The 20,689-nt window shown below is 65.5% G+C and carries 14 protein-coding genes, 1 pseudogene and 1 other annotated feature; of the genes and pseudogenes, 9 read left to right on the top strand and 6 right to left on the bottom strand.

The window, feature by feature from the left end:
* Nucleotides 1–3,985: 3,985 nt before the first annotated feature.
* From ASE63_RS28745 to ASE63_RS28465, 4 genes are all read left to right on the top strand, one after another.
* Nucleotides 3,986–4,645, top strand: coding sequence for an autotransporter outer membrane beta-barrel domain-containing protein (locus ASE63_RS28745; protein ID WP_056803936.1), 660 nt, complete (start codon nucleotides 3,986–3,988; stop codon nucleotides 4,643–4,645).
* Entirely contained in the window at nucleotides 4,564–5,133 is a 570-nt protein-coding gene (locus ASE63_RS28740; RefSeq protein WP_280137450.1) for an autotransporter domain-containing protein, read from the top strand. The genes ASE63_RS28745 and ASE63_RS28740 overlap by 82 nt, the downstream gene beginning before the upstream one ends.
* A 433-nt stretch (nucleotides 5,134–5,566) precedes the next feature.
* Nucleotides 5,567–7,060: a hypothetical protein gene (locus tag ASE63_RS17335; RefSeq protein WP_056803930.1), complete on the top strand. Its 1,494-nt coding sequence runs from the start codon at nucleotides 5,567–5,569 to the stop codon at nucleotides 7,058–7,060.
* A complete protein-coding gene (locus tag ASE63_RS28465; protein ID WP_056803927.1) occupies nucleotides 7,015–7,272 on the top strand; it encodes a hypothetical protein in 258 nt (85 codons plus the stop codon). The genes ASE63_RS17335 and ASE63_RS28465 overlap by 46 nt, the downstream gene beginning before the upstream one ends.
* 40 nt (nucleotides 7,273–7,312) lie before the next feature.
* Here ASE63_RS28465 and ASE63_RS17325 read toward each other — a convergent pair whose 3' ends face one another.
* From ASE63_RS17325 to ASE63_RS26705, 6 genes and pseudogenes are all read right to left on the bottom strand, one after another.
* A complete protein-coding gene (locus tag ASE63_RS17325; RefSeq protein ID WP_156410435.1) occupies nucleotides 7,313–7,882 on the bottom strand; it encodes a hypothetical protein in 570 nt (189 codons plus the stop codon).
* Nucleotides 7,869–8,633 (bottom strand): carboxymuconolactone decarboxylase family protein, encoded by a 765-nt coding sequence (locus tag ASE63_RS27350; RefSeq protein ID WP_162261794.1) that lies wholly within the window; start codon nucleotides 8,631–8,633, stop codon nucleotides 7,869–7,871. The genes ASE63_RS17325 and ASE63_RS27350 overlap by 14 nt, the downstream gene beginning before the upstream one ends.
* Nucleotides 8,634–8,645: 12 nt before the next feature.
* The gene (locus ASE63_RS17315) at nucleotides 8,646–9,035 is read right to left on the bottom strand and encodes a VOC family protein (protein WP_056804532.1); all 390 of its coding nucleotides are present in this window, start codon (nucleotides 9,033–9,035) and stop codon (nucleotides 8,646–8,648) included.
* Between the two features lie 84 nt (nucleotides 9,036–9,119).
* Nucleotides 9,120–10,289 (bottom strand): 3-keto-5-aminohexanoate cleavage protein, encoded by a 1,170-nt coding sequence (locus ASE63_RS17310; protein WP_244491437.1) that lies wholly within the window; start codon nucleotides 10,287–10,289, stop codon nucleotides 9,120–9,122.
* Nucleotides 10,290–10,379: 90 nt separating this feature from the next.
* On the bottom strand, nucleotides 10,380–10,679 hold the full coding sequence (locus ASE63_RS17305; RefSeq protein WP_056803919.1) for a hypothetical protein: 300 nt from the start codon (nucleotides 10,677–10,679) through the stop codon (nucleotides 10,380–10,382).
* 181 nt (nucleotides 10,680–10,860) lie between these two features.
* Nucleotides 10,861–11,434, bottom strand: a pseudogene (locus ASE63_RS26705) (transposase); the annotation flags it as partial.
* Nucleotides 11,035–11,151: a sequence feature (AL1L pseudoknot), on the bottom strand. Its footprint overlaps the pseudogene before it by 117 nt.
* 884 nt (nucleotides 11,435–12,318) lie before the next feature.
* On the opposite strand from ASE63_RS26705, the gene ASE63_RS17290 reads away from it, so the two are divergent.
* The 5 genes from ASE63_RS17290 (at nucleotide 12,319) to ASE63_RS17260 (ending at nucleotide 20,439) form a co-directional block, all read left to right on the top strand.
* Nucleotides 12,319–14,979: a glucosidase gene (locus ASE63_RS17290; protein WP_200962585.1), complete on the top strand. Its 2,661-nt coding sequence runs from the start codon at nucleotides 12,319–12,321 to the stop codon at nucleotides 14,977–14,979.
* Between the two features lie 57 nt (nucleotides 14,980–15,036).
* Complete coding sequence (locus tag ASE63_RS17285; RefSeq protein ID WP_056803916.1) at nucleotides 15,037–15,804, top strand: glucose 1-dehydrogenase; 768 nt, start codon at nucleotides 15,037–15,039, stop codon at nucleotides 15,802–15,804.
* Between the two features lie 2 nt (nucleotides 15,805–15,806).
* The gene (locus ASE63_RS17280) at nucleotides 15,807–16,697 is read left to right on the top strand and encodes a GMC family oxidoreductase (protein WP_200962584.1); all 891 of its coding nucleotides are present in this window, start codon (nucleotides 15,807–15,809) and stop codon (nucleotides 16,695–16,697) included.
* Nucleotides 16,698–17,860: 1,163 nt separating this feature from the next.
* Entirely contained in the window at nucleotides 17,861–19,045 is a 1,185-nt protein-coding gene (locus tag ASE63_RS17265) for an MFS transporter (protein WP_056803906.1), read from the top strand.
* Between the two features lie 365 nt (nucleotides 19,046–19,410).
* On the top strand, nucleotides 19,411–20,439 hold the full coding sequence (locus ASE63_RS17260; protein ID WP_056803903.1) for an IS110 family transposase: 1,029 nt from the start codon (nucleotides 19,411–19,413) through the stop codon (nucleotides 20,437–20,439).
* Nucleotides 20,440–20,689 lie beyond the last annotated feature (250 nt).

Raw genomic sequence — 20,689 nt, 5'->3', positions numbered from 1 at the left:
CCAGGGCGCACACGGCGTGGTGACGGTGGACGATGCGGCCGGCGCCCTCACGGTAGCCGGCATGCAGTTCGCGGTGAACGGCTATTCGATCACAGGCGATGCGATTACGCTGGCGGAGCCGCAGACCCTTTTGCGCGTCGGCGACGGCACGCTGGCCGGCACCGGCTACACGGTCACCATCGCCTCGGCCCTCGTGGGGACGGGCGGCCTCCACAAGACCGATCTCGGCCGGCTGGTGCTTGCCGGTGCCAACAGCTATGCCGGTGCCACGGTCATCGACCAGGGCACTGTTATGGCGGCCGCGGTGAACGGTCTCAGCCAGGCCAGCGCCACCACGGTGAATGCCGGCGCGACGCTCGATCTCGGCGGCTTCCGTCAGGCGGTCGACAGCGTGACGCTGAACGGCGGCACGCTGGCCAATGGCATGCTGACGGGCGCGGTCGGCTCGACGGGCGGGACGATAGTGGGCCTGTCCGGCGCCGCGTCGCTGTCCGCGAGCGCCGGCACGACGACCCTGACCGGCGCGAATGCCTATTCCGGCGCGACGTCGATCACGGGCGCCACCCTGCTGGCGGGAGGCACTCAAGCTTTCAGTGCGGCGAGCGCCACGACCGTCGGCGCCGGCGGCACGCTTGATCTCGGCGGCGCCGCGCAGACGATCAACAGCCTCAGCCTCGACGGCGGCACGCTCACCAACGGCTCGCTGGCCGGCGCGATCGGCTCGTCCGGCGGCGCCATAGCGGGCCTGTCGGGGACCGCCTCGCTTTCGGTCACCGCCGGCACGACGACACTGACCGGGACGAATGCCTATACGGGAGCGACATCGGTCAGCGGCGGAACGCTGGCGGCCGGCGCCGCCAACGCGTTCAGTGCCGGGAGCGCCACGACGGTCTCGGCCGGTGGCACGCTCGATCTCGGCGGCTTCGCGCAGACGATCAACAGCGTCAGCCTTGCCGGCGGCACGCTGACCAACGGCTCGCTGACCAGCGCGATCAGTTCGACCGGCGGCACCATAGCGAGCCTGGCCGGCGCCGCATCGCTGTCGGTCAGCTCCGGCACGACCGCGCTTTCCGGGGCGAACGGCTACACCGGGGTGACAACGATCAATGGCGGCACGCTGGCGGCTGGCGCCGCCAATGCGTTCAGCGCGGGAAGCGCAACGACGGTCGCGGCCGGCGGAACGCTCGATCTCGGCGGCTTCGCCCAGACGATCAACAGCGTCAGTCTCGCCGGCGGCACGCTGACCAACGGCTCGCTGACCGGCGCGATCGGCTCGACCGGCGGCGCGATCTCCGGCTTGTCGGGCTCCGCCTCGCTCAGCATCACCGCCGGCACGACGACGCTGACCGGGACGAACGCCTTTTCCGGCGCCACCTCGATCAATGGCGGCACGCTGCTGCTCGAGGGCTCGCTCGGCAGTTTCGCGGTGATCGTTTCATCGGGGGCGACGCTCGCCGGCTCGGGCAGCATCGGCGGGGACGTCATGGTGGCCGATGGCGGGCGGTTGGCGCCCGGCGGCAGCCTCGGTACGCTGACGCTCGGCTCGCTCACCCTCAACCAGGCCTCGCAGCTCGACTTCAAGCCCGGCGCGCCGGGAGGGCAGGATCTCGTCAGCGTCACCGGCTCGCTCGCGCTCGACGGCGTGGTCGACCTGACGCCGCAGGCCGGCTTCGGCGCCGGCCGCTACCGGTTGTTCAACTATGGCTCGCTGACCGATGGCGGCCTTGTCTTCGGTGCCGTGCCGGCCGGCTACACGCTCGGCTTCGATGTCGCGACGGCAGGCCAGGTCGATCTCGTCGTCTCCGATGTGGGCCTGCAGTTCTGGAACGGCACGCAGACCGTGGCGGACGGCACGGTCCATGGCGGCAGCGGGACCTGGAACGCCGTCGACACGAACTGGACCAGCGGCAACGGCATCGGCGCGCATGCCTGGAGCGACCTGACCGCGGTCTTCGGCGGCCCGGCCGGGGGCACCGTGACGCTCGCGAGCGACCGGCAGATCCAGGGCCTGCAGTTCGCCACCGGCGGCTATGTGCTGGACGGGGCGGGCGCGCTGCTCGTCGCGGCACCCGGCGCCGAGCTGCGCATCGATCCGGGGCTGAGCGCGACGATCGATGCCGTGATCGCGGGCGCGGGCGGGCTGACCAAGACCGGCGCCGGCACCATCGTGCTCGCCGGCATCAACAGCTATGCCGGCGGCACCACGATCAATGCCGGCACGCTCCAGATCGCCTCCGACGCCAATCTCGGCGCGGCCGGCGGCGGGCTGACCTTCAACGGTGGCACACTGGCGACGACGACGGGCTTCACCACGGCGCGCGCCGTCGCGCTCGCCGGCATCGGCAGCTTCGCTGTCGCGGGCGGCACGACCTTGCGGCTCGACGGTGCGGTCTCGGGCGCGGGCAGCCTGAGCAAGGATGGCGCGGGCGGGCTGATCCTGAGCGGCGATGCCAGCTATACGGGCGGCACGACGATCCTGGCCGGCACGCTGCAGCTCGGCACCGGCGGCACGACCGGTTCGATCAGCGGCGATGTCGTCAATCACGGCGGGCTCGTCTTCGCGCGCTCGGACGCGCTGAGCTTCGCCGGCGCGATCTCGGGCAGCGGTGTCGTGATCCAGTCGGGCAATGGCACGACGACGCTGGGCGGCCTCAACAGCCATAGCGGCGGCACCGCGATCAATGCCGGCACGCTGGTGGGCTCGGCGACGAGCTTCGGCAGCGGTTCGATCGGCAACAATGCCGCGCTGGTCATCGACCAGCCGGTCGATGCGGCCTTCGCCAATGCGATCTCCGGCAACGGCACGCTGGCCAAGCGCGGCGCCGGCCGGCTCAACCTGACCGGCACCTCGGCGCTGACCGGCGCGACTACGGTCGAGGCCGGCACGCTTGCGGTCAACGGCTCGCTCGCAGCCTCCGCCGTGACGGTGCTGGCCGGCGCGACGCTCGCCGGCTCGGGCACGGTCGGCGCGACCACGGTCCAGTCCGGCGCCACGATCGCGCCCGGCAACTCGATCGGCACGCTCACCGTCGCCGGCAATCTCGTGCTGGCGCCGGGCTNCGGTCGGCGCGACCACGGTCCAGTCCGGCGCCACGATCGCGCCCGGCAACTCGATCGGCACGCTCACCGTCGCCGGCAATCTCGTGCTGGCGCCGGGCGCGACCTATGCGGCCGAGATCGCCGGCAATGGCGGCTCCGACCTGATCGCGGTCTCGGGCAGTGCGACGGTGGCCGGCGCCAATCTCAGCATCGGCGCGCTCGATCCGCAGGTGAGCTACCAGAGCGGGCAGCGCTACACGCTGCTGACCGCGGCGGGCGGGATCAGCGGCAGCTTCGCCGCCCCGACGACCAGCTCGGCCTTCCTCGACCTCTCGCTGTCCTCCGGCGCGRGCGGGGTCGACCTCAGCATTCAGGTCAAGGGCAGCCAGCCGGGTCCCGGTCCGGGTCCCGGTCCCAATCCGGACCCCGGCCCCGGTCCCGCGCCAACACCGGCCGTCTTCGGTTCCGTGGCGCAGACGCACAATCAGTTCGCCACCGCAGCTCGCCGGTTCGGGCACGGTCGGCGCGACCACGGTCCAGTCCGGCGCCACGATCGCGCCCGGCAACTCGATCGGCACGCTCACCGTCGCCGGCAATCTCGTGCTGGCGCCGGGCTCGACCTATGCCGCCGAGATCGCCGGCAACGGCTCGTCCGACCTGATAGCGGTCTCGGGCAGCGCGACGGTGGCCGGCGCCAATCTCAGCATCGGCGCGCTCGATCCGCAGGTGAGCTACCAGTCCGGCCAGCGCTACACGCTGCTGACCGCGGCGGGCGGGGTCATCGGCAGCTTCGCCGCCCCGACGACCAGCTCGGCCTTCCTCGACCTCTCGCTGTCCTCCGGCGCGGGCGGGGTCGACCTCAGCATTCAGGTCAAGGGCACCGGGTCCCGGTCCCAATCCGGACCCCGGCCCCGGTCCCGCGCCAACACCGGCCGTCTTCGGTTCCGTGGCGCAGACGCACAATCAGTTCGCCACCGCAAGCGCACTCGACACGCTGCCGCAGATCGGCGGGACGCTCGCCCTCTACAACAGCCTCCTGATGCTCGACGCCGCCTCGGCSCGGTCCGCCTTCGACGCGCTMTCCGGCGAGRTCCACGCSTCGGMGAAGACGGCCCTGGTCGAGGAGAGCGGCCAGCTCCGGACGGCCGCGATCGATCGCCTGCGCTCGGCCTTCGGCGCCGTCGGCGCCGCGCCGATGCCGACGCTGAGCTACGGTTTTGCCGCCGACAAGGCGCTTCCCGCCACCGGGCCGATGCCGGCGCTGCGGCAGGAGCGTTTTGCGGTCTGGGGCCAGGGCTACGGCTCCTGGGGCCGCAGCGACGGCAACGCTAGCGCCGCCAGGCTGACGCGCTCGAGCGGCGGCTTCCTGCTGGGCGCCGATGTCGCCGCCTTCGACACCCTGCGCTTCGGCCTGCTCGCCGGCTACAGCCGCTCGGAGTTCAAGGTGAATCGCCGGCTGTCCTCGGCGAGAGCGACAACTACCATCTCGGCCTCTATGGCGGCGGCCAGTGGGGCGCGCTCGGGCTGCGTCTGGGCGCGAGCTATACCTGGCACGATGTCGAGACACGCCGCACCGTCAGCTTCGCCGGCTTCGGCGACCGCCTGACCAGCGACTACCGGGCCGGCACGGCCCAGATCTTCGGCGAGCTCGGCTACCGGATCGACCTCGCCCGGATCGCGCTCGAGCCCTTCGCCGGCCTCGCCTATGTCAACCTCCGCACGGATGGCTTCCGCGAGATCGGCGGGGCGGCGGCACTCTCGGCCCGCAGCCAGAACACCGCTGTCGGCCACGCGACACTGGGCGTGCGCGCCGCGACCTCGTTCGCGCTCTCCGGCATGGACCTGACGCTGCGCGGTGCGCTGGCCTGGCGCCATGCCTTCGGCGACGTCGATCCACAGACGACGCTCGCCTTCGCCGGCAGCGCCCCGTTCAGCACCGCCGGCGTCCCGATCGCGAAGAATGCGGCGCTCCTCGAAGCCGGGCTCGACCTCGCCATCAGCCGGAGCGCGACGCTCGGCGTCTCCTACACCGGCCAGCTCGCAACCGACGCCCAGGACCACGCCTTCAAGGCAAACCTCGCCGTCAGGTTCTGAGACGAACTGGTATAGCTATGGCGCGCCACTGCCGGACATTGGCTCGCCGCCCGAAACCGGACATTCCGCTGAGTGTTTACGCTCCGCCGATGCTTTTCCCAGTCTCGCAACATCAGCGCTCTCGGCAGTGCGGTTGGGTGCGAGACGGGGCGCTAGGTGGCGGCCCCAACCACGGGCTTCTGCCCCCGGTTTGGGGCTACCTGGCCAATGAGGCCAAACGGCTGCATTTCAGGCTACTTTATCGCCACACAAGAGCGTCGTAGCCCGCCGCCTCAGCGCGAACGTTGATCGACTTGCATGTCGGGCTGGAAGTTCCATACTAATTTATAACAGTTCGATTTTCGGCGTGTGTCCTCGGGGGAGGAGCATCGTGCGAGAGCGGAGCATAATGGGGTCCCCGCCGTTCACTTCGGCCATGGGCACACCGTTAGAGATGGGCGGCTCCGCTAATCCCGAAGCTGAAAGCGTCAGGGCTCAGCTTTATCGCATCGTGAAAAGCCCGGACTTCGATGCGACGGAGCGGTCGCGGAAATTTCTGACCTATATTGTCGAGGAGGTCATCGCGGGTCGGGCCGACCGCATCAAGGCGTATGCGATCGCGGTCGAGGTCTTCGGGCGAGACGAATCGTTCGACGCACATTCCGACCCGGTCGTCCGCATCGAGGCGGGGCACCTTAGGCGCGCGTTGAATCTCTACTATGTCACCGTCGGCGTTTCGGATGAGATCGTCATATCGATCCCGAAGGGGAGCTATGTCCCCAAATTCGACGTGCGGCCAGTGCCGACGCCTCCCGTCCCGGTGGCCAGGCGAGCGCGTTGGCAGCGCGCGTTTCCCTTCGCGATCGCATGCCTGATGGCACTTGCCATGCTGCCTTGGCTGGCCGTGAACCGGGGCGGCGGCGAGCGCCTGCAGACTCCGGCCCTGCCTCGGCTGTTGGTGAGGCATTTCGATGACCTGACCAATGCAGGTAACTCGCAAGCGATCGCACGCGGCTTGACGCAGGAGATCATCGGGCAGATCGCGAAGTTCAAGGACATCGTGACGGTGGAAGGCGACCCGCGCGATGAGAAGGGCGCCTCCACGGCAGGGTCCTCGACCTCCGATCCGCGCTACGTTCTCGCGGGCGACATCAACGTCATCGACAACGAGTTCCGGCTTCGCGCCCGCGTCCTCAACCGTGTCGACAACTCTGTGATCTGGGCAAGCAGCTACACCGGCGATCTGCAGCCTTCCAAGCTCATCGCGACCGTGACGGACATCGCCCGGCAGGTCGCAACGTCGCTCGGGCAGCCCTATGGCGTGATCTATCGGGCCGACGCATCGCAGCGGCCTCAGTCGGCGCCGGACGATTGGCAGGCCTATGCCTGCACACTGGCCTATTACGCCTACCGCGCCAGCCTCGACGGCAAAAAACATCCGTCGGTCCGCAAATGCCTCGAGGATGCGGTCCGGCGTTTTCCGAACTATGCGACAGCCTGGGCGCTTCTCTCGCAAGCCTATGTCGACGAGATCCGTTTTCGCTATCCGATAGACCCGTCATCGTCCCCGGCTTCGATCGACAGGGCGCTCGACGCCGCTCGCCGTGCCGTCGAACTCGACTCGGAAAACATTCGCGCCCTTCAGGCCCAGATGTTCGCCTTGTATTTCCACGGCGAGGCCGATGCCGCGCTGAAGATCGGCGAGCAGGCGCTCAGCCTCAATCCTAACGATACCGAACTCGTCGGCGAGTACGGCTACCGTCTCGCGCTGGCCGGCAACTGGGAGCGTGGCTGCGCCCTCATGAGCGAGGCGCGCAAGCGAAATCCCGGGCCGCTAGCCTATTATGAATCGGGTCTCGCCCTCTGCAGCTATTTCAAGGGAGACCTGCGGGAAGCCGCCATGTGGATCACAAGACGCCGGCGTCGGAGAACCCCAACTATCATCTGATCGCCGCTGCGATCTACGGCGAGGCCGGCCAAGCCGCCGAAGCCGCGCGCGAGCGCGCATGGCTTGAGGCCCATGCGCCTCGGCTCATCGCCAATACTCGATCAGAACTGGCGCTGCGCATCGTGCGCCGGGAGGACGTCGATCATTTGATGCAGTCCTTGCGCAAGGCTGGCATCGCACCGCCCGACGAGGACCGGCCGAAATCCAACTAGGAGAAGCGAGCGCCGAGAAGTTCAACAGTCCGAAGCGACACTACGACCCGGCCTGATCCCGCGTGGCCATCTTGAACAGCATCGCTTCGATCCGGCCCGGACCGAGCGCGCGATTGAAGTTCTGGAAGGCGAAGAACGGGATGAGTGCAAAGAACAGGATCGCGGCGACGCACAGGACGCCGGCCACGCCGCCGCCGCCGATCGCCGGAATGCTGCTGGTGGCGGATTCGCCCTTGAACAAGCCGATAATGATCTCTTCGAGGACGTGGAAGGCGACGAACAAAATCGAAAACAGGAATGATCCATACAGGATCGGATAGATCAGAGGCCGACGATCGAGCCATCTGCTCAAATTGAGATCATCCAGGACAAGCATGACTTTCGCGAGAATAAGAGCGTTGAAGATCGCGAAGCCCTGAGAAGCAAAACCAATTCCGTGTTCACGGTGTATGATCCGCTCGTTCAGCACGAACAAACCGAACAGTATCCAGAGGTACAGGAACAATACGAAGAACCGCCTTGCTTCGTCGAGGACGCGCACCTCCAGTTTTCGCGTTCGGTCTTTTGGCGCGTCTGCGATCTCTCGTTCTCCGGGATCAGCTTTCGTCATCGCGTGTATCCCTGCTTCCGTGGCTCGAACGGTTTGCCAGTTCCTCAGCCAGGATCGGAACAGCGAGGTTGCAGGCCTGCACGCCCTGCGCGGTGCACAGCTTCAGCACCTCCATGACCTCCTCGGCCGTCGCCCCCAGCGCCAATGCGGCCTTGATGTGCCGGCGGATGCCGGGTGCATACATGTGGGTGAAGGACGCATCGAACGCGATACTGAGAAGCTCCATCTCCTTCGAACTGAAGATGCCGCTGCCGTAGATCCCGGCGCCCGTCGCCATGAACTGGTCGGTCCAATGCGGAGCGAGCTCGAAAAACGGATTCCAGGCCTGATTCCACTGGCCGATGCCCTTCATCCTGTCGCAGGCGGGCGTCGCGACCGGAGGCCTGGCCGCCGAATGCGCTCCCGACGCCTGCATCTCTTCGACGAGGATTGGTGCACCCAAGCTGCAAGAGTGGATGGACATCACGGTCGCCATCTTGATGACCGTCAGAAGTTCGTCACGTGTCGCTCCCGCATCGAGGGCCGCGCAGATGTGACGGCGCGTGCCTTCCCGGTTGAGATTGGTACAGGCTGCATTGATCCCGACGGCGATCAACTCAACGAATTTGCGTGGAAGGACCGTGCCGCCCCAGGGATTTGCGCTCATCGCCTGGCAAGCCTTCGCCCAGACCTGATCCCATCTCTCGACTTGGGCGAGCGCATCGACATCCCACGGCCCGAGCGCGCCGATTTCATGCACATGGCTGTCCATTTGAAGCATCCTTCAGTCGGGTTCCGGCATCGGGAAGGCCGTGACATCCGGTTGCCAGACCGCGAACATGTTTCCGGACGGATCGGCGAGAACGGCGACCCATGCAGTGCGCGGAACCGCCGTCTTGGACCGCACGACCTTGGCCCCCATGCGCTCCGCGAGAGCGATCGAATCGTCGAGCGACTCGACATGTACGAATTGCAGCCAGCCCTTCGGGTCGGTCTTCGGTCGGTAAGTAAGCCCGCCACCGACAGCTTCGGCGTCGGTCGGGTTCAGGTGCATGCGCCAATAGTCAAGGCCTTCCATGCGCTCCATTCGCCAACCGAAGAGCGCGCCGTAGAACTCGGAGAGTTGCTCCGGTTGGTCGCCATAGATCTCAAAATGGGTTATCTGGCCCGTCACGATCCCGCTCCCGCGCTCGTTGTCGAAAGACCGGCCTGCGCCGGAGCGCAGGCCACCCAAAAAGGCTGCAGCGACTGCCCTCGGCTAAGTCGCCGCGATCTGCAATTTTGCCTGTGCGGCCCGGACGGGCGCCGGTGCGATCATGCATGCCGCGATCGGGTGCGAGTCGCCTCCCACGACTGTCGGCTTGATCTTCCCGTCTGTCGGCCAGGTCAGGAAGCCCGGGTTGAAATCACTCGGGCTGGGCGGCATGCCGAGGTTTTGCAGCGTCTCGTCGACGCTGTCGTACCAGGTGCCGACCTTCATGATTTTACGTGCCTCTTCGGCGGTCGCGAGCTTGCGGCCGAACTCCTTGCAGAGGCGTACTACACCCTGGATTTGCTCGACCGTGGTCTTGCGTTTGCGGTCTGCGCCCCAGATGTTGTCCTCGATGCCCACCCGCACATGCTGACCGAGAACCAAGGCCATTGCGGAGATGGAAATCAGCCCTCTCATGCTGGTCCAGAAGGTGTTGACCGACCCCTGCGGCACGCGTTGCAGGAAATGCATCCAGTCGAACGGATTCCGATACATCGTTCCGCCGCCATAGCCGCACAGCGCCATGTTCAGCGGGCCCATATAGATGCCGGCGCGGATGCAGCGCTCGATGAGGTCCCATTGCGCCGGGCCGCAGGGAACGAAGTAGGGCTGGATACCATTCTTCCGAAGACGCTTGAGGTGCTCGACGTAAAAGGCGGGCGTGGAATCCACGACCATGCCGGCCCACGCCGCCTGCACCTTCGGGTCTTCCATATGCGTGCCCCTAATGTCCTCCGGCGTGAACGTCGAGGCGATGTCCCAAAGCGAAGTGCCTGTCGTGACCGTCACGAACTCCGGCTTCGGGTCCAGCTCCGTGAGCATGTGGCGCGTGTCGTAGTCGAGCCACTTCGCCTGGGCGTCGTCGGTATGCGGCGAGAACGAGATCGAGCCGCCGACCTGAATGATCATGTCCGGCACGGCTTCCTTCACACGCTTCAGCAGGTAATTGTATTCGTCGAAGTTGATCGAGCCCATGCCGGTGGCCGGATTGCGGACGTGGAAGTGCAGCACGGTCGCGCCGGCATTGTAGCAGTCCACAGCGACCTGGACCTGCTCGTCCCAGGTCAGGGGGATGTCGCTCGTATCGCCGGGCAACCATTGGGGGCCGTAAGGTGCTGCCGTGATGATCAGCGGCGCCATGTTTTCCGGCAGTATCGAGGTGTCTGTGTAATACATGCGTGTTCTCCCTCGGTTTGGCTCTCCAGGGCTCTCGCGGCCCCATAATTCTCGCGGGATCGGCTCGACCCCAGCGAATTGGGGGGCCAGTCAGTGGCTCTTCGGCTGCTTGGCCCGGCTGATCGGAACCACGTTCGCCAACCTCAATGCCCTATCGATTGCGGCTGCGAGCCGATCGATAAGAGTGACCCATTCCGCCGTTCTCTCATCGCGGATGTGAGCTGGTAGCATCTGGGCCGCGCGCATCGCCTGCTCCGCATCGGCGAGTTCCTCGCACATGTCACAGAAGTCCTCGCTCCGCGCCGCGAGCTGCTCAATCGTCTGACGCTCCGTCGGAAACCGCTGCAGCACGGCGGATACGCTCGACTTCCTCTGTTCATCGTTGGGCATCGACGCTGATCCCATCGTCGCGTCGCTCTTGCTTCGAGGCGGATCATAAGCGGATCGGTCGAGAATCTGCGTAACCTACGCAGAAGACACAGGGGTCACACAGCAGCGATGACGAGATGGCGCCACAACCATAACTTGGTGCCAAGCCGAAAAGCGGACGTTTGTCGTGAATTACGACATGGGCGACGTAGAACCCCTCCCGCAACATCTGTCGCCAGACCTTGCGCGCGCCATAGACTTCGAAGTTCTCGCCGAACACGCGCTCGATCTGCGGCTTCAGCTCCAGATCCCGTTTCGCCCGAGCCGACTGCTTCCCCGGATCGATCCGCCTGGCGACATGCTCATGGTAGGTCGACGGGGCGATCGGCAGCGCCTTGCAGATCGGCTCGACCCCATAGGCCCCGCGGTGATCGTCGATGAAGCCGATCATGACCGGTGTCGGCGGTCGAGCTCCGCCTGGGCAAAATACGCCGATGCCTTGCGCAGGATCTCGTTCGCCTGCCGCAGCTCCCGATTCTCGCGTTCGAGAGCCTTGAGCTTGGCCGCCATATCCGTCGTCAGCCCGGCTTGCGGCCGCCGTCGATCTCGGCCTTCTTAACCCACTCGCTCAGCGTCTGCGCCGTGCAACCGATCTTGCCCGAAATCGACGTGATCGCCGCCCAGCACGACGGATGCTCGGCCTCGTGATCCAACACCATCCGCACCGCGCGGGCACGCACCTCAGGCGAGAGCTTGTTCGTCGTCCTGCTCGTCATGGCTCCACCTTCTCAGGAGTTGGAGCCTCCGACAGACCCGGGGCGGTTCACTCATCGACCAGCTGAGCTACCGGAGTGCCGGGCTCCATATCCATGACGGCTCGTGGGCGTTTCGAGGAATTCGCATCCCGTTCCCTCGGAGGGGCCGGATGGCCCATTTTGGGCGCGCGCAAAGGCCGGGCTCTGAGCCGTGAAATCGAGATATCCGGATAAATCCGGGCTGTCGGAACTATATCCGATGCCACGGCGCGTCGGCTATCTACCGGGCGAGGCGCGGGCGAATGGAAGTACGGGGACGGGACCTCGTCGCGCGCGCTCACACGCGATTGGCGAAAGAGCCTGCGCTGGCGGGCGATGTCGTTTGTAATGCGAAAGCGCAGCCCGATTAGGGGGTGTTGCTCGTCAAAAGCCCTGGATCGCGGGATCAGCCAATTGGCACCGAGGCCCTCGGTAACCGTGAGCGAGACGTTGACAGTTTCAACGACCGCACCGACGGCCAATTCCGGCGGCTTGAGGCCGGTGGAGGTTGCTAGACTGTTCCGCAAGGGTAGGCCAAGGCCGCTCCACCATTTTTTTGAGAGCGCATATTCGAAAGGCGCCAGAACCGGAAGTTCGCCGTCCGCCAGAATGCAGACATTGGTGGCTCTCGGTCCTGCACGCTCAGTGCCGCGTTCCGATGGGGTCGGCTTTGACGTAGCAGCGCTGAAATGGTCTGCCACGATATGCTTGACCTGCTGACCTGAATGTCAGCTCAATAGATCATATGGAGCGGAAATCGGCCCGAACGATATGGGTTGGCTCGTCGGTGCAGGCCTGTTCTGGGGTGTGCACATTGCAGCCTAGCCTGATCTAAAGGCGGCTCGCTCGCCTGGCCAGGAATGAAGATGCCGGCTCCCCTCGATCCCGAACGACTTCGCCTGCGTGCGACACGCGACCGGACCGAGCATTGGCGGCGCTGGGGGCCTTATGTCAGCGAGCGGCAATGGGGCACGGTTCGCGAGGATTACAGCGCGGACGGCGACGCCTGGAACTACCTCAAGCATGAGCAGGCCCGCAGCCGGGCCTATCGCTGGGGCGAAGACGGCATTGCCGGCTTCTGCGACGATCGCCAGTTGCTCTGCCTTTCGCTGGCGCTCTGGAACGGCAAGGATCCGATGCTCAAGGAGCGGCTCTTCGGCCTGACCAATGAGCAGGGCAATCACGGAGAGGACGTCAAGGAACTCTATTACTACCTGGATGCCATCCCGAGCCATGCCTATGGCCTGATGCGCTACAAGCTCACGCAGGCCGCCTATCCCTATCAGTTGCTGCTCGACGAAAACGCCCGCCGCAAGGGCCATGGCGAGCGCGAGTTCGAGCTGATCGATACCGGTCTGTTCGACGAAGACCGCTATTTCGACGTCGACATCGAATATGCGAAGGCCGCGCAGGAAGACATCCTGATGCGCGTCACCGTGCATAATTGCGGCTCGGAGACCGCGCCGATCCATATCCTGCCGCAGGCCTACTTCCGCAATATCTGGAGCTGGTCCGACGATGTCGCCCGCCCACACATGAGCGAGCAGCTGCGCGGCGAGGTGCAGGGCGAGCATGACGTGCTCGGCCGCTTCGCGCTGAGCTTCGAGAAGCCCGACCGGCTGCTCTTCTGCGACAACGACACGAATGTCGCCAAGATCTTCGGCGGTGCCGGCACAGCCGGCTATTTCAAGGACGGCATCAACGATTTCGTCGTCGATGGGCGCACTGATGCTGTCAATCCGGCGAGCCGGGGCACCAAGGTCGCGGGGCTGTACAGGCGCGACGTGCCCGCCGGGGGATCGGTCACCGTGCATGTGCGGCTCTGCATCGGCACAGATGTGACGGCGGGCTTCGCCGATTTCGACGCGGTGATGGAGCTGCGCAAGGCCGAGGCCGACGGCTTCTATGCCGTGCTGCAGGAGAATATCACTGACGCGGATACGCGCCTCGTGCAGCGCCAGGCACTTGCCGGCATGCTCTGGAGCAAGCAGTTCTACTGCTACGACGTCGCCGAATGGCTCGACGGTGATCCGCGCCAGCCGAAGCCGCCCGAGGCACGTAAGCATGGGCGCAACATCGCCTGGCGGCATTTGAGCGCCGCCGACATCATCTCGATGCCGGACAAGTGGGAATATCCCTGGTTCGCCGCCTGGGACCTCTCCTTCCATTGCATCGGCCTTGCGCTGGTCGATCCCGATTTCGCCAAGCGCCAGCTCTTGCTGCTCTGCGAGGTCTGGATGATGCATCCCAATGGCGAGTTGCCGGCCTATGAATGGGCCTTTGGCGACGTCAACCCACCAGTCCAGGCCTGGGCGGCGCTGCATCTCTACGATCTCGACAAGCGCTGGAACGCCGGCATCGGTGATGTCGAGTTCCTGGAGCGCATCTTCCAGAAGCTGCTGATGAACTTCACCTGGTGGGTGAACCGGAAGGATGCGCGGGGCCTCAACATCTTCGAAGGCGGCTTCCTCGGCCTCGACAACATCGGCCTGTTCGACCGCTCGAAGCCGCTACCCGGTGGCGGCTATATCGAGCAGTCGGACGGCACCGCCTGGATGGCGATGTACTGCCTCAACATGTTCCACATCGCCGTCGAACTTGGCCAACACGACAAGGCCTATGATGACATGGCCTCGAAGTTCTTCGACCATTTCCTGCACATCGCCTCGGCGATGACTGGGCGCGGTGGCGAAGGCAGTGGCCTCTGGGACGGCACCGACAATTTCTATTACGACCAGCTCTGCCTGCCGGACGGCTCGGTGCAGCCTCTGCGCATCCGCTCGATGGTCGGGCTCATCCCGCTCTTCGCCGTCGCCGTGGTGGATGGCGAGGATCTGCGCAAGCTGCCCGGCCTGCTCGAGCGCATGGCCTATTTTCACGAACAACGCAGCGATCTTGCGCTGCTGGTGTCGCGCTGGAACGCTCCGGGCGCGGATGGCCGCCACCTGCTTTCGCTCGCGCGCCAGTTCCGAATGGTCAAGCTGCTCGAACGCATGCTGGACGAGAGCGAGTTCCTGTCGCCGCATGGGGTGCGGGCGCTGTCGCGCGCTTATGGCGACGAGCCCTGCGTCTTCGAACTCGAGGGCACGCGCTACGAGGTCAAGTACCTGCCGGCGGAGTCGACGATCGGCATGTTCGGTGGCAACTCGAACTGGCGCGGCCCTGTCTGGATGCCGGTCAATCTGCTGCTGGTGGAGAGCCTGCGGCGCTTCCACAACTACTACGGGCCGAGCCTGACGGTGGAGGCTCCGACCGGCTCCGGTGTCCAGCTGACGCTAGACGAGGTGGCCGATGATCTCAGCCGGCGTCTGATCGGGCTCTTTCTGCGCGACAAGGATGGGCAGCGGCCAGTCTTCGGCGACAATGCCAAGCTACAGAACGACCCATATTTCCGCGATCTCGTGCTGTTCCACGAATATTTCGACGGCGACACCGGCCGAGGTCTCGGTGCCTCGCACCAGACGGGCTGGACCGGACTCGTCGCCAGCCTGATCGATCAACTGGCGAGCAAGCCGCCGCCGAGCTGACAGGATGGCCGGCAAGTCCTGCAACGCGTTCCACAGCTGCGATCGGAAGGACGGACGATGTCATTGAAGGGCAAAGTTGCGATCGTCACCGGCGGCAATAGCGGCATCGGCAGGGCGATCGCCCTTGGCCTCGCCAAGGCCGGCGCCAATATCGTCGTCGACTTCATATCCGACGTCGCGGCGACCGAGACGCTCAAGCAGGAGATCGCCACGCTCGGAGCGGAGGCGATCGGGGTCGAGGCCGATGTCAGCCATGTCGATCAGTTGCAGGGCCTGATCGACGCCGGGGTGGCGAAGTTCGGCCACATTGACATCATGGTCAACAATGCCGGGGTTGAGACGCGCACCTCGGTACTGGAGACGACCGAGGCGCAGTACGACAAGGTGCTCTCGATCAACCTGAAGAGCGCCTTCTTCGGCACCCAGATCGCAGCACGGCAAATGATCAAGCAGGGAACGCCGGGCCGGATCATCAACATCACCTCGGTGCACGAGGACTGGCCGATGCCCGGCAACACCGCCTATTGCCTGGCCAAGGGCGGCATGCGGATGCTGACGCGCACGGCCGGCGTCGAGCTTGCGCCCCATGGCATCCTCGTGGCCGGCGTCGGCCCCGGCGCGGTCGCGACCCCGATCAACCTCTCGACCATGAAGGATCCTGCGCTGATGGCGAAGCTCGACGCGGCGATTCCGGTAGGTCGCATGGCCGAGCCGGGCGAAATCGCCAATGTCGTGGTCTTCCTCGCCGGCGAAGGCGCGAGCTACGTGACGGCGACGACGATCTTCGCCGATGGCGGGATCATGCAAAGCAGCGTCGGGCTTTAGCTGTGGCCGACGGGCATTACGACGTCATCATCATCGGCAGCGGCGCCGGGGGCGGCACGCTCGCCCATCGTCTGGCACCGTCGGGTAAGAGGATTCTCATCTTGGAGCGTGGCGACTGGCTGCCGCGCGAGCCGCAGAACTGGGATGTCGAGGCTGTCTTCAAACAGAACCGCTATATCTCGCCGGAGACCTGGTACTTGCCGGACGGCACGCCGTTCCAGCCGCAAGTGCATTACTTCGTCGGCGGCGCAACAAAACTATTCGGGGCGGCGCTCTACCGGCTCCGTGAGCAGGATTTTGCCGAGACGCKGCATTATGACGGCGTCTCGCCGGCTTGGCCGGTCGGCTATGACGAGTTCGAGCCGTATTATACGCAGGCCGAGCGGCTCTATCAGGTCCATGGCGAGCGCGGCGGCGATCCGACCGAGCCGCGCGCAAGCGCGCCCTATCCTGCGCCTGCGGTCTCGCACGAGCCGCGCATCAGGAAGCTGGCTGACGATCTGACGGCCGCCGGCTACCATCCGTTTCATGCACCGGCTGCGGTGAGGTTGAATGAGGCCGACATGGCCCACAGCAGCTGCATCCGCTGCCAGACCTGCGATGGCTTTCCCTGCCTGATCCATGCGAAGGGCGATGCCGAAATCTCGGCCGTCCGCCCCGCGCTCGAGCATGCCGTGAGCAGGATTTTGCCGAGACGCTGCATTATGACGGCGTCTCGCCGGCTTGGCCGGTCGGCTATGACGAGTTCGAGCCGTATTATACGCAGGCCGAGCGGCTCTATCAGGTCCATGGCGAGCGCGGCGGCGATCCGACCGAGCCGCGGGCAAGCTCGCCCTATCCCGCGCCTGCGGTCTCGCACGAGCCGCGCATCAGGAAGCTGGCTGACGATCTGACGGCCGCCGGCTAYCATCCGTTTCATGCRCCGGCTGCGGTGAGGTTGAATGAGGCCGACATGGCCCACAGCAGCTGCATCCGCTGCCAGACCTGCGATGGCTTTCCCTGCCTGATCCATGCGAAGGGCGATGCCGAAATCTCGGCCGTCCGCCCCGCGCTCGAGCATGSCAACGTCRCCCTGCTGCGCAACGCACTCGTACAGAGGCTCGAAACCGACGCATCCGGCCGGACGGTCACCGGCGTGCTCGCCGAGATCGAAGGGGCGCCCGCCCGCTTTTCGGCGGATATCGTCGTGGTCTCCTGCGGGGCGGCGAACTCGGCGGCGCTGCTGCTGCGCTCGGCCAATGATCGGCACCCCGCCGGTCTCGCCAACGGCTCCGGCCAGGTCGGGCGCAACTACATGTTCCATAACAGCCAGGCCGTGCTGGCTCTGTCGCTGACCCCNTGATCGGCACCCCGCCGGTCTCGCCAACGGCTCCGGCCAGGTCGGGCGCAACTACATGTTCCATAACAGCCAGGCCGTGCTGGCTCTGTCGCTGACCCCAAACGACACGATGTTCCAGAAGACGCTGGCACTGAACGATTTTTATTTCGGCGCGCCGGATTTCCTATTTCCGATGGGCAATATCCAGATGATCGGCAAGACGCTCGGCGGCATGTACCGCGCCGAGAAGCCGATTCTGACCGCCCTGATGCCGGATAGCGCATTGAGCGAGATCGCCCGCCATGCCGTCGATTTCTGGCTGACCACCGAGGACCTGCCCGATCCGGACAATCGCGTCACCGTCGATCGCGATGGCCGCCTGACGCTCAGCTACACGCCGAACAACCAAGTTCCGAAGCGCAGGCTCTATGACAAGCTGCACAGCATGCTGGGCGAAATCGGCGTCGCGCCGCACCATCTGGTCCAGCGCGACATCTACATGCAGAGCGACATCCCGCTTGCCGGCTGCGCGCATCAGGCCGGCACCTGCCGGTTCGGGATCGATCCGGCCAGTTCCGTGCTCGACCGCGACTGCAAGGCGCATGAGCTCGACAATCTCTATGTCGTCGATACCAGCTTCTTCGTCAGCCTCGGCGCGGTGAACCCCTCGCTCACGGCTTTTGCGAATGCGCTGCGGGTGGGCGACCACTTGCTGCAACGCCTCGGATAGGCCCAGCCATGGTGCAGACTGCAAGCCGGTTCGAGATCGGCCTGCTCTACGTGATTGGCGTCGTGCAGGGCCTCGCCCTGGTGACGTTCCCCGCCGCCAGCGCGATCTTCACCAGCCCGGGCGGCTTTGCCCTGTCGGGTACGCAATACGGGGCGATGTTCATCCCCCAGGTCGTGCTGGCGATCCTGAGCGCGGCGCTCGGGGGGGCGCTGGCGAGCCGGCTCGGCCTGCGCGCGGTGCTGCAGCTCGGCCTCTGCGCCAACCTGGTCTCGATGCTGCTGCTCGCTGCCGCCCCGCTGCTGATGGGTTCGCTGTTCGCCTATATCGTCCTTTGCCTTGCGACCGGGGCGCTCGGCCTCGGGTTCGGCGCCACGACCATGGCGCTGAATACACTCGTGCAAGGTTTCGCCGGCCCGCGCCAGGATGTGGCGATGCTGACGTTGAACGCGCTGCTCGGCCTCGGCACTGCGCTGGCGCCGCTGCTCGTCACTTTCTTCAGCTGGCTCGGTGCCTGGTGGGTGCTGCCGGTGCTGATGAGCCTGTCCGTCGCCGCGCTGCTGCTCGCCACGCTGCATGCGCCGCTGCGCCTGCCTTATGACGTCACCGCTGCCGCAGGAGGGCTACCGGCGCGCTTCTGGGTTTATGCCGCCGCCGTGCTGCTCTACGGTGTCGCCGAGACGCTGACCGGCAACTGGACGGCGCTCTACCTCACGACACAGCGACAGGTTTCTCCTGACGATGCCGCCTTCGCGCTCACCGCCTTCTGGATCATGCTGACGCTGGGCCGCATTCTCTTTGCGGTGCTGGCGCGGCTGCTGCCGGTGACTCTGGTCTATGTCGGTCTGCCGATCTTGCTCGCGATCGCTTTCCAACTGGTCGCGCGGGCGGGTGGGGCGGCATCAGCCATCGCCGCCTTCGCGCTGGTCGGCGTGGCCTGCTCGGCTATCCTGCCGCTCAGCCTGAGCTTCGCCGGAAAGGAATTTGCGGCTCGGTCGGCGACCATGCTCGGAGCGCTGATTGCGTTCTACCAGCTCGGATATGGTGTCGCCGCCTTTGGCGGCGGTCCGCTGGTCGAAAGAGTTGGCCTTGCTTACTCGACTGTATTTTCGTTCGGCAGCCTGGTTGCGCTCGCCCTGGCCGCCGTGGCGCTTTTTGTTGTCCGTCGCGATGAGAACCCGCGGCCGGGACGATGAAATTGTCGCGGCTGTGGTCGAATACCTGTCCATCCTGCGATATCGCCGTGCGGCTCAAACCAACGCTCGATCTCCTTTTCTAAAGCCACCTCGCACGCCTCATCGCGAGACAGTTTGAGAAGGCCCACCGCTTCCGTAGGCAGCAGCGCCTCGGTCGCTCTTGCGCCATAAGCGCCTCGGTCGCTCTTGCGCCAGAAGCATGCGTAATCGGGCGGACCCGCGAGGGGTCAAGCTCCCGTTAGGATCTCGACAGATCCAAGAGGGAGGAAGTCGCGATGTTCTACGAAGCATGCGTAATCGGGCGGACCCGCGAGGGGTCAAGCTCCCGTTAGGATCTCGACAGATCCAAGAGGGAGGAAGTCGCGATGTTCTACGCTGCGCTGGATGTGTCGCTGCGCTCGGTGGCGATCTGCATCATCGACCATGACGGGAAGATTTGCCTTGAGCGCTCGGTGCGCTCGGAGGTGCCCGATGTCCTTCTTTGCCTCGCGGGGTTCGATCAGCCGATCCACCAGGTCGGGTTTGAGGCCGGTGCGCTGACACAGCCCATCACCTACGGACTGACGGAGGCTGGCTACGACGTCGTCTGCATGGAAGCGCGTCAGGTCGCGGCTGCGCTTTCGGCCATGCGGAACAAGACAGACAGGCACGACGCCCGTGGCATCGCCCAGATTCTCCGATCGGGGTGGTACAGCCGGGTGCATGTGAAGAGCGTCGAGAGCCACCACATGCGAGCGCTGCTGACGAGCCGCAAGGTGATACAGCGCAAGTGCATCGACCTCGAGAACGAGATCCGTGGCCTGTTGCGGATTTTCGGCGTCGTCCTGCCTCTGCGGCTCTCCCGAGGCGCTTTCGATACCGCTGTTCGCGAGACGATCGAGACCGATCCCGCGCTCAGCCATGCGCTCCTGCCAATGCTGGAGGCGCGAGCGATGCTCTTCGAGACCTTCACCGAGCTTGATCGGCGGGTGAAGCGGGCCGCCCGCGAAGATACGATCTGCCGGCGCTTCATGACAGTGCCGGGCGTTGGCGAGATCACCGCCCTCAGCTTCAAGGCTGGCGTGGACGATCCTGCCCGCTTCAAGAGCTCTCGCACGGTCGGAGCCCACTTCGGGCTGACGCCCAGGCGCTTCCAGTCCGGCGAGACGGACAATCCAGGTCGGATCTCCCATGCCGGAGACGTCGACGTTCGTGCTGCGCTCTATGCGGCCGCAAACGCCATGTTGATGCGCTCGATCACCTGGTCGAGTCTCAAAGCCTGGGGTGTGCGGCTGATGAAGACGAAGGGTCGCCGGCGCGCCATCGTCGCGGTGGCGCGCAAGATCGCCGTCGTGCTCCATCGTATGTGGGCCGATGGTACCGACTTCCGCCTGGGATCGGAGGYTGCGGCATGACCTGACCACAGCTCTCAGCGATCCTGGCCGGGATCGTCCCACGCGGACGAAGGAATGGATGAAGCCGAAGATGTCTGCTGCGCTTCAAAGCGCGTCCAAAAGCGAGGCTCTCCAGACCCACTCCGATGCATGCGTGCAGCGGCTTCGCTCGACAGAAGCCACCAGACTGCGAAGAGAAGCGTGACCCGCGTGAACGAGCCCCGGCACAGGCTGCAATCCGAGCTTGACCCAACTGCCCGATTAGAGAAGC

It is taken from the genome of Allobosea sp. Root381 (assembly GCF_001429395.1).
Lineage (GTDB): Bacteria > Pseudomonadota > Alphaproteobacteria > Rhizobiales > Beijerinckiaceae > Allobosea.
The sequence above is the reverse complement of the archived record's forward strand: the minus strand, read 5'-3'. Positions and strand labels throughout refer to the sequence as shown.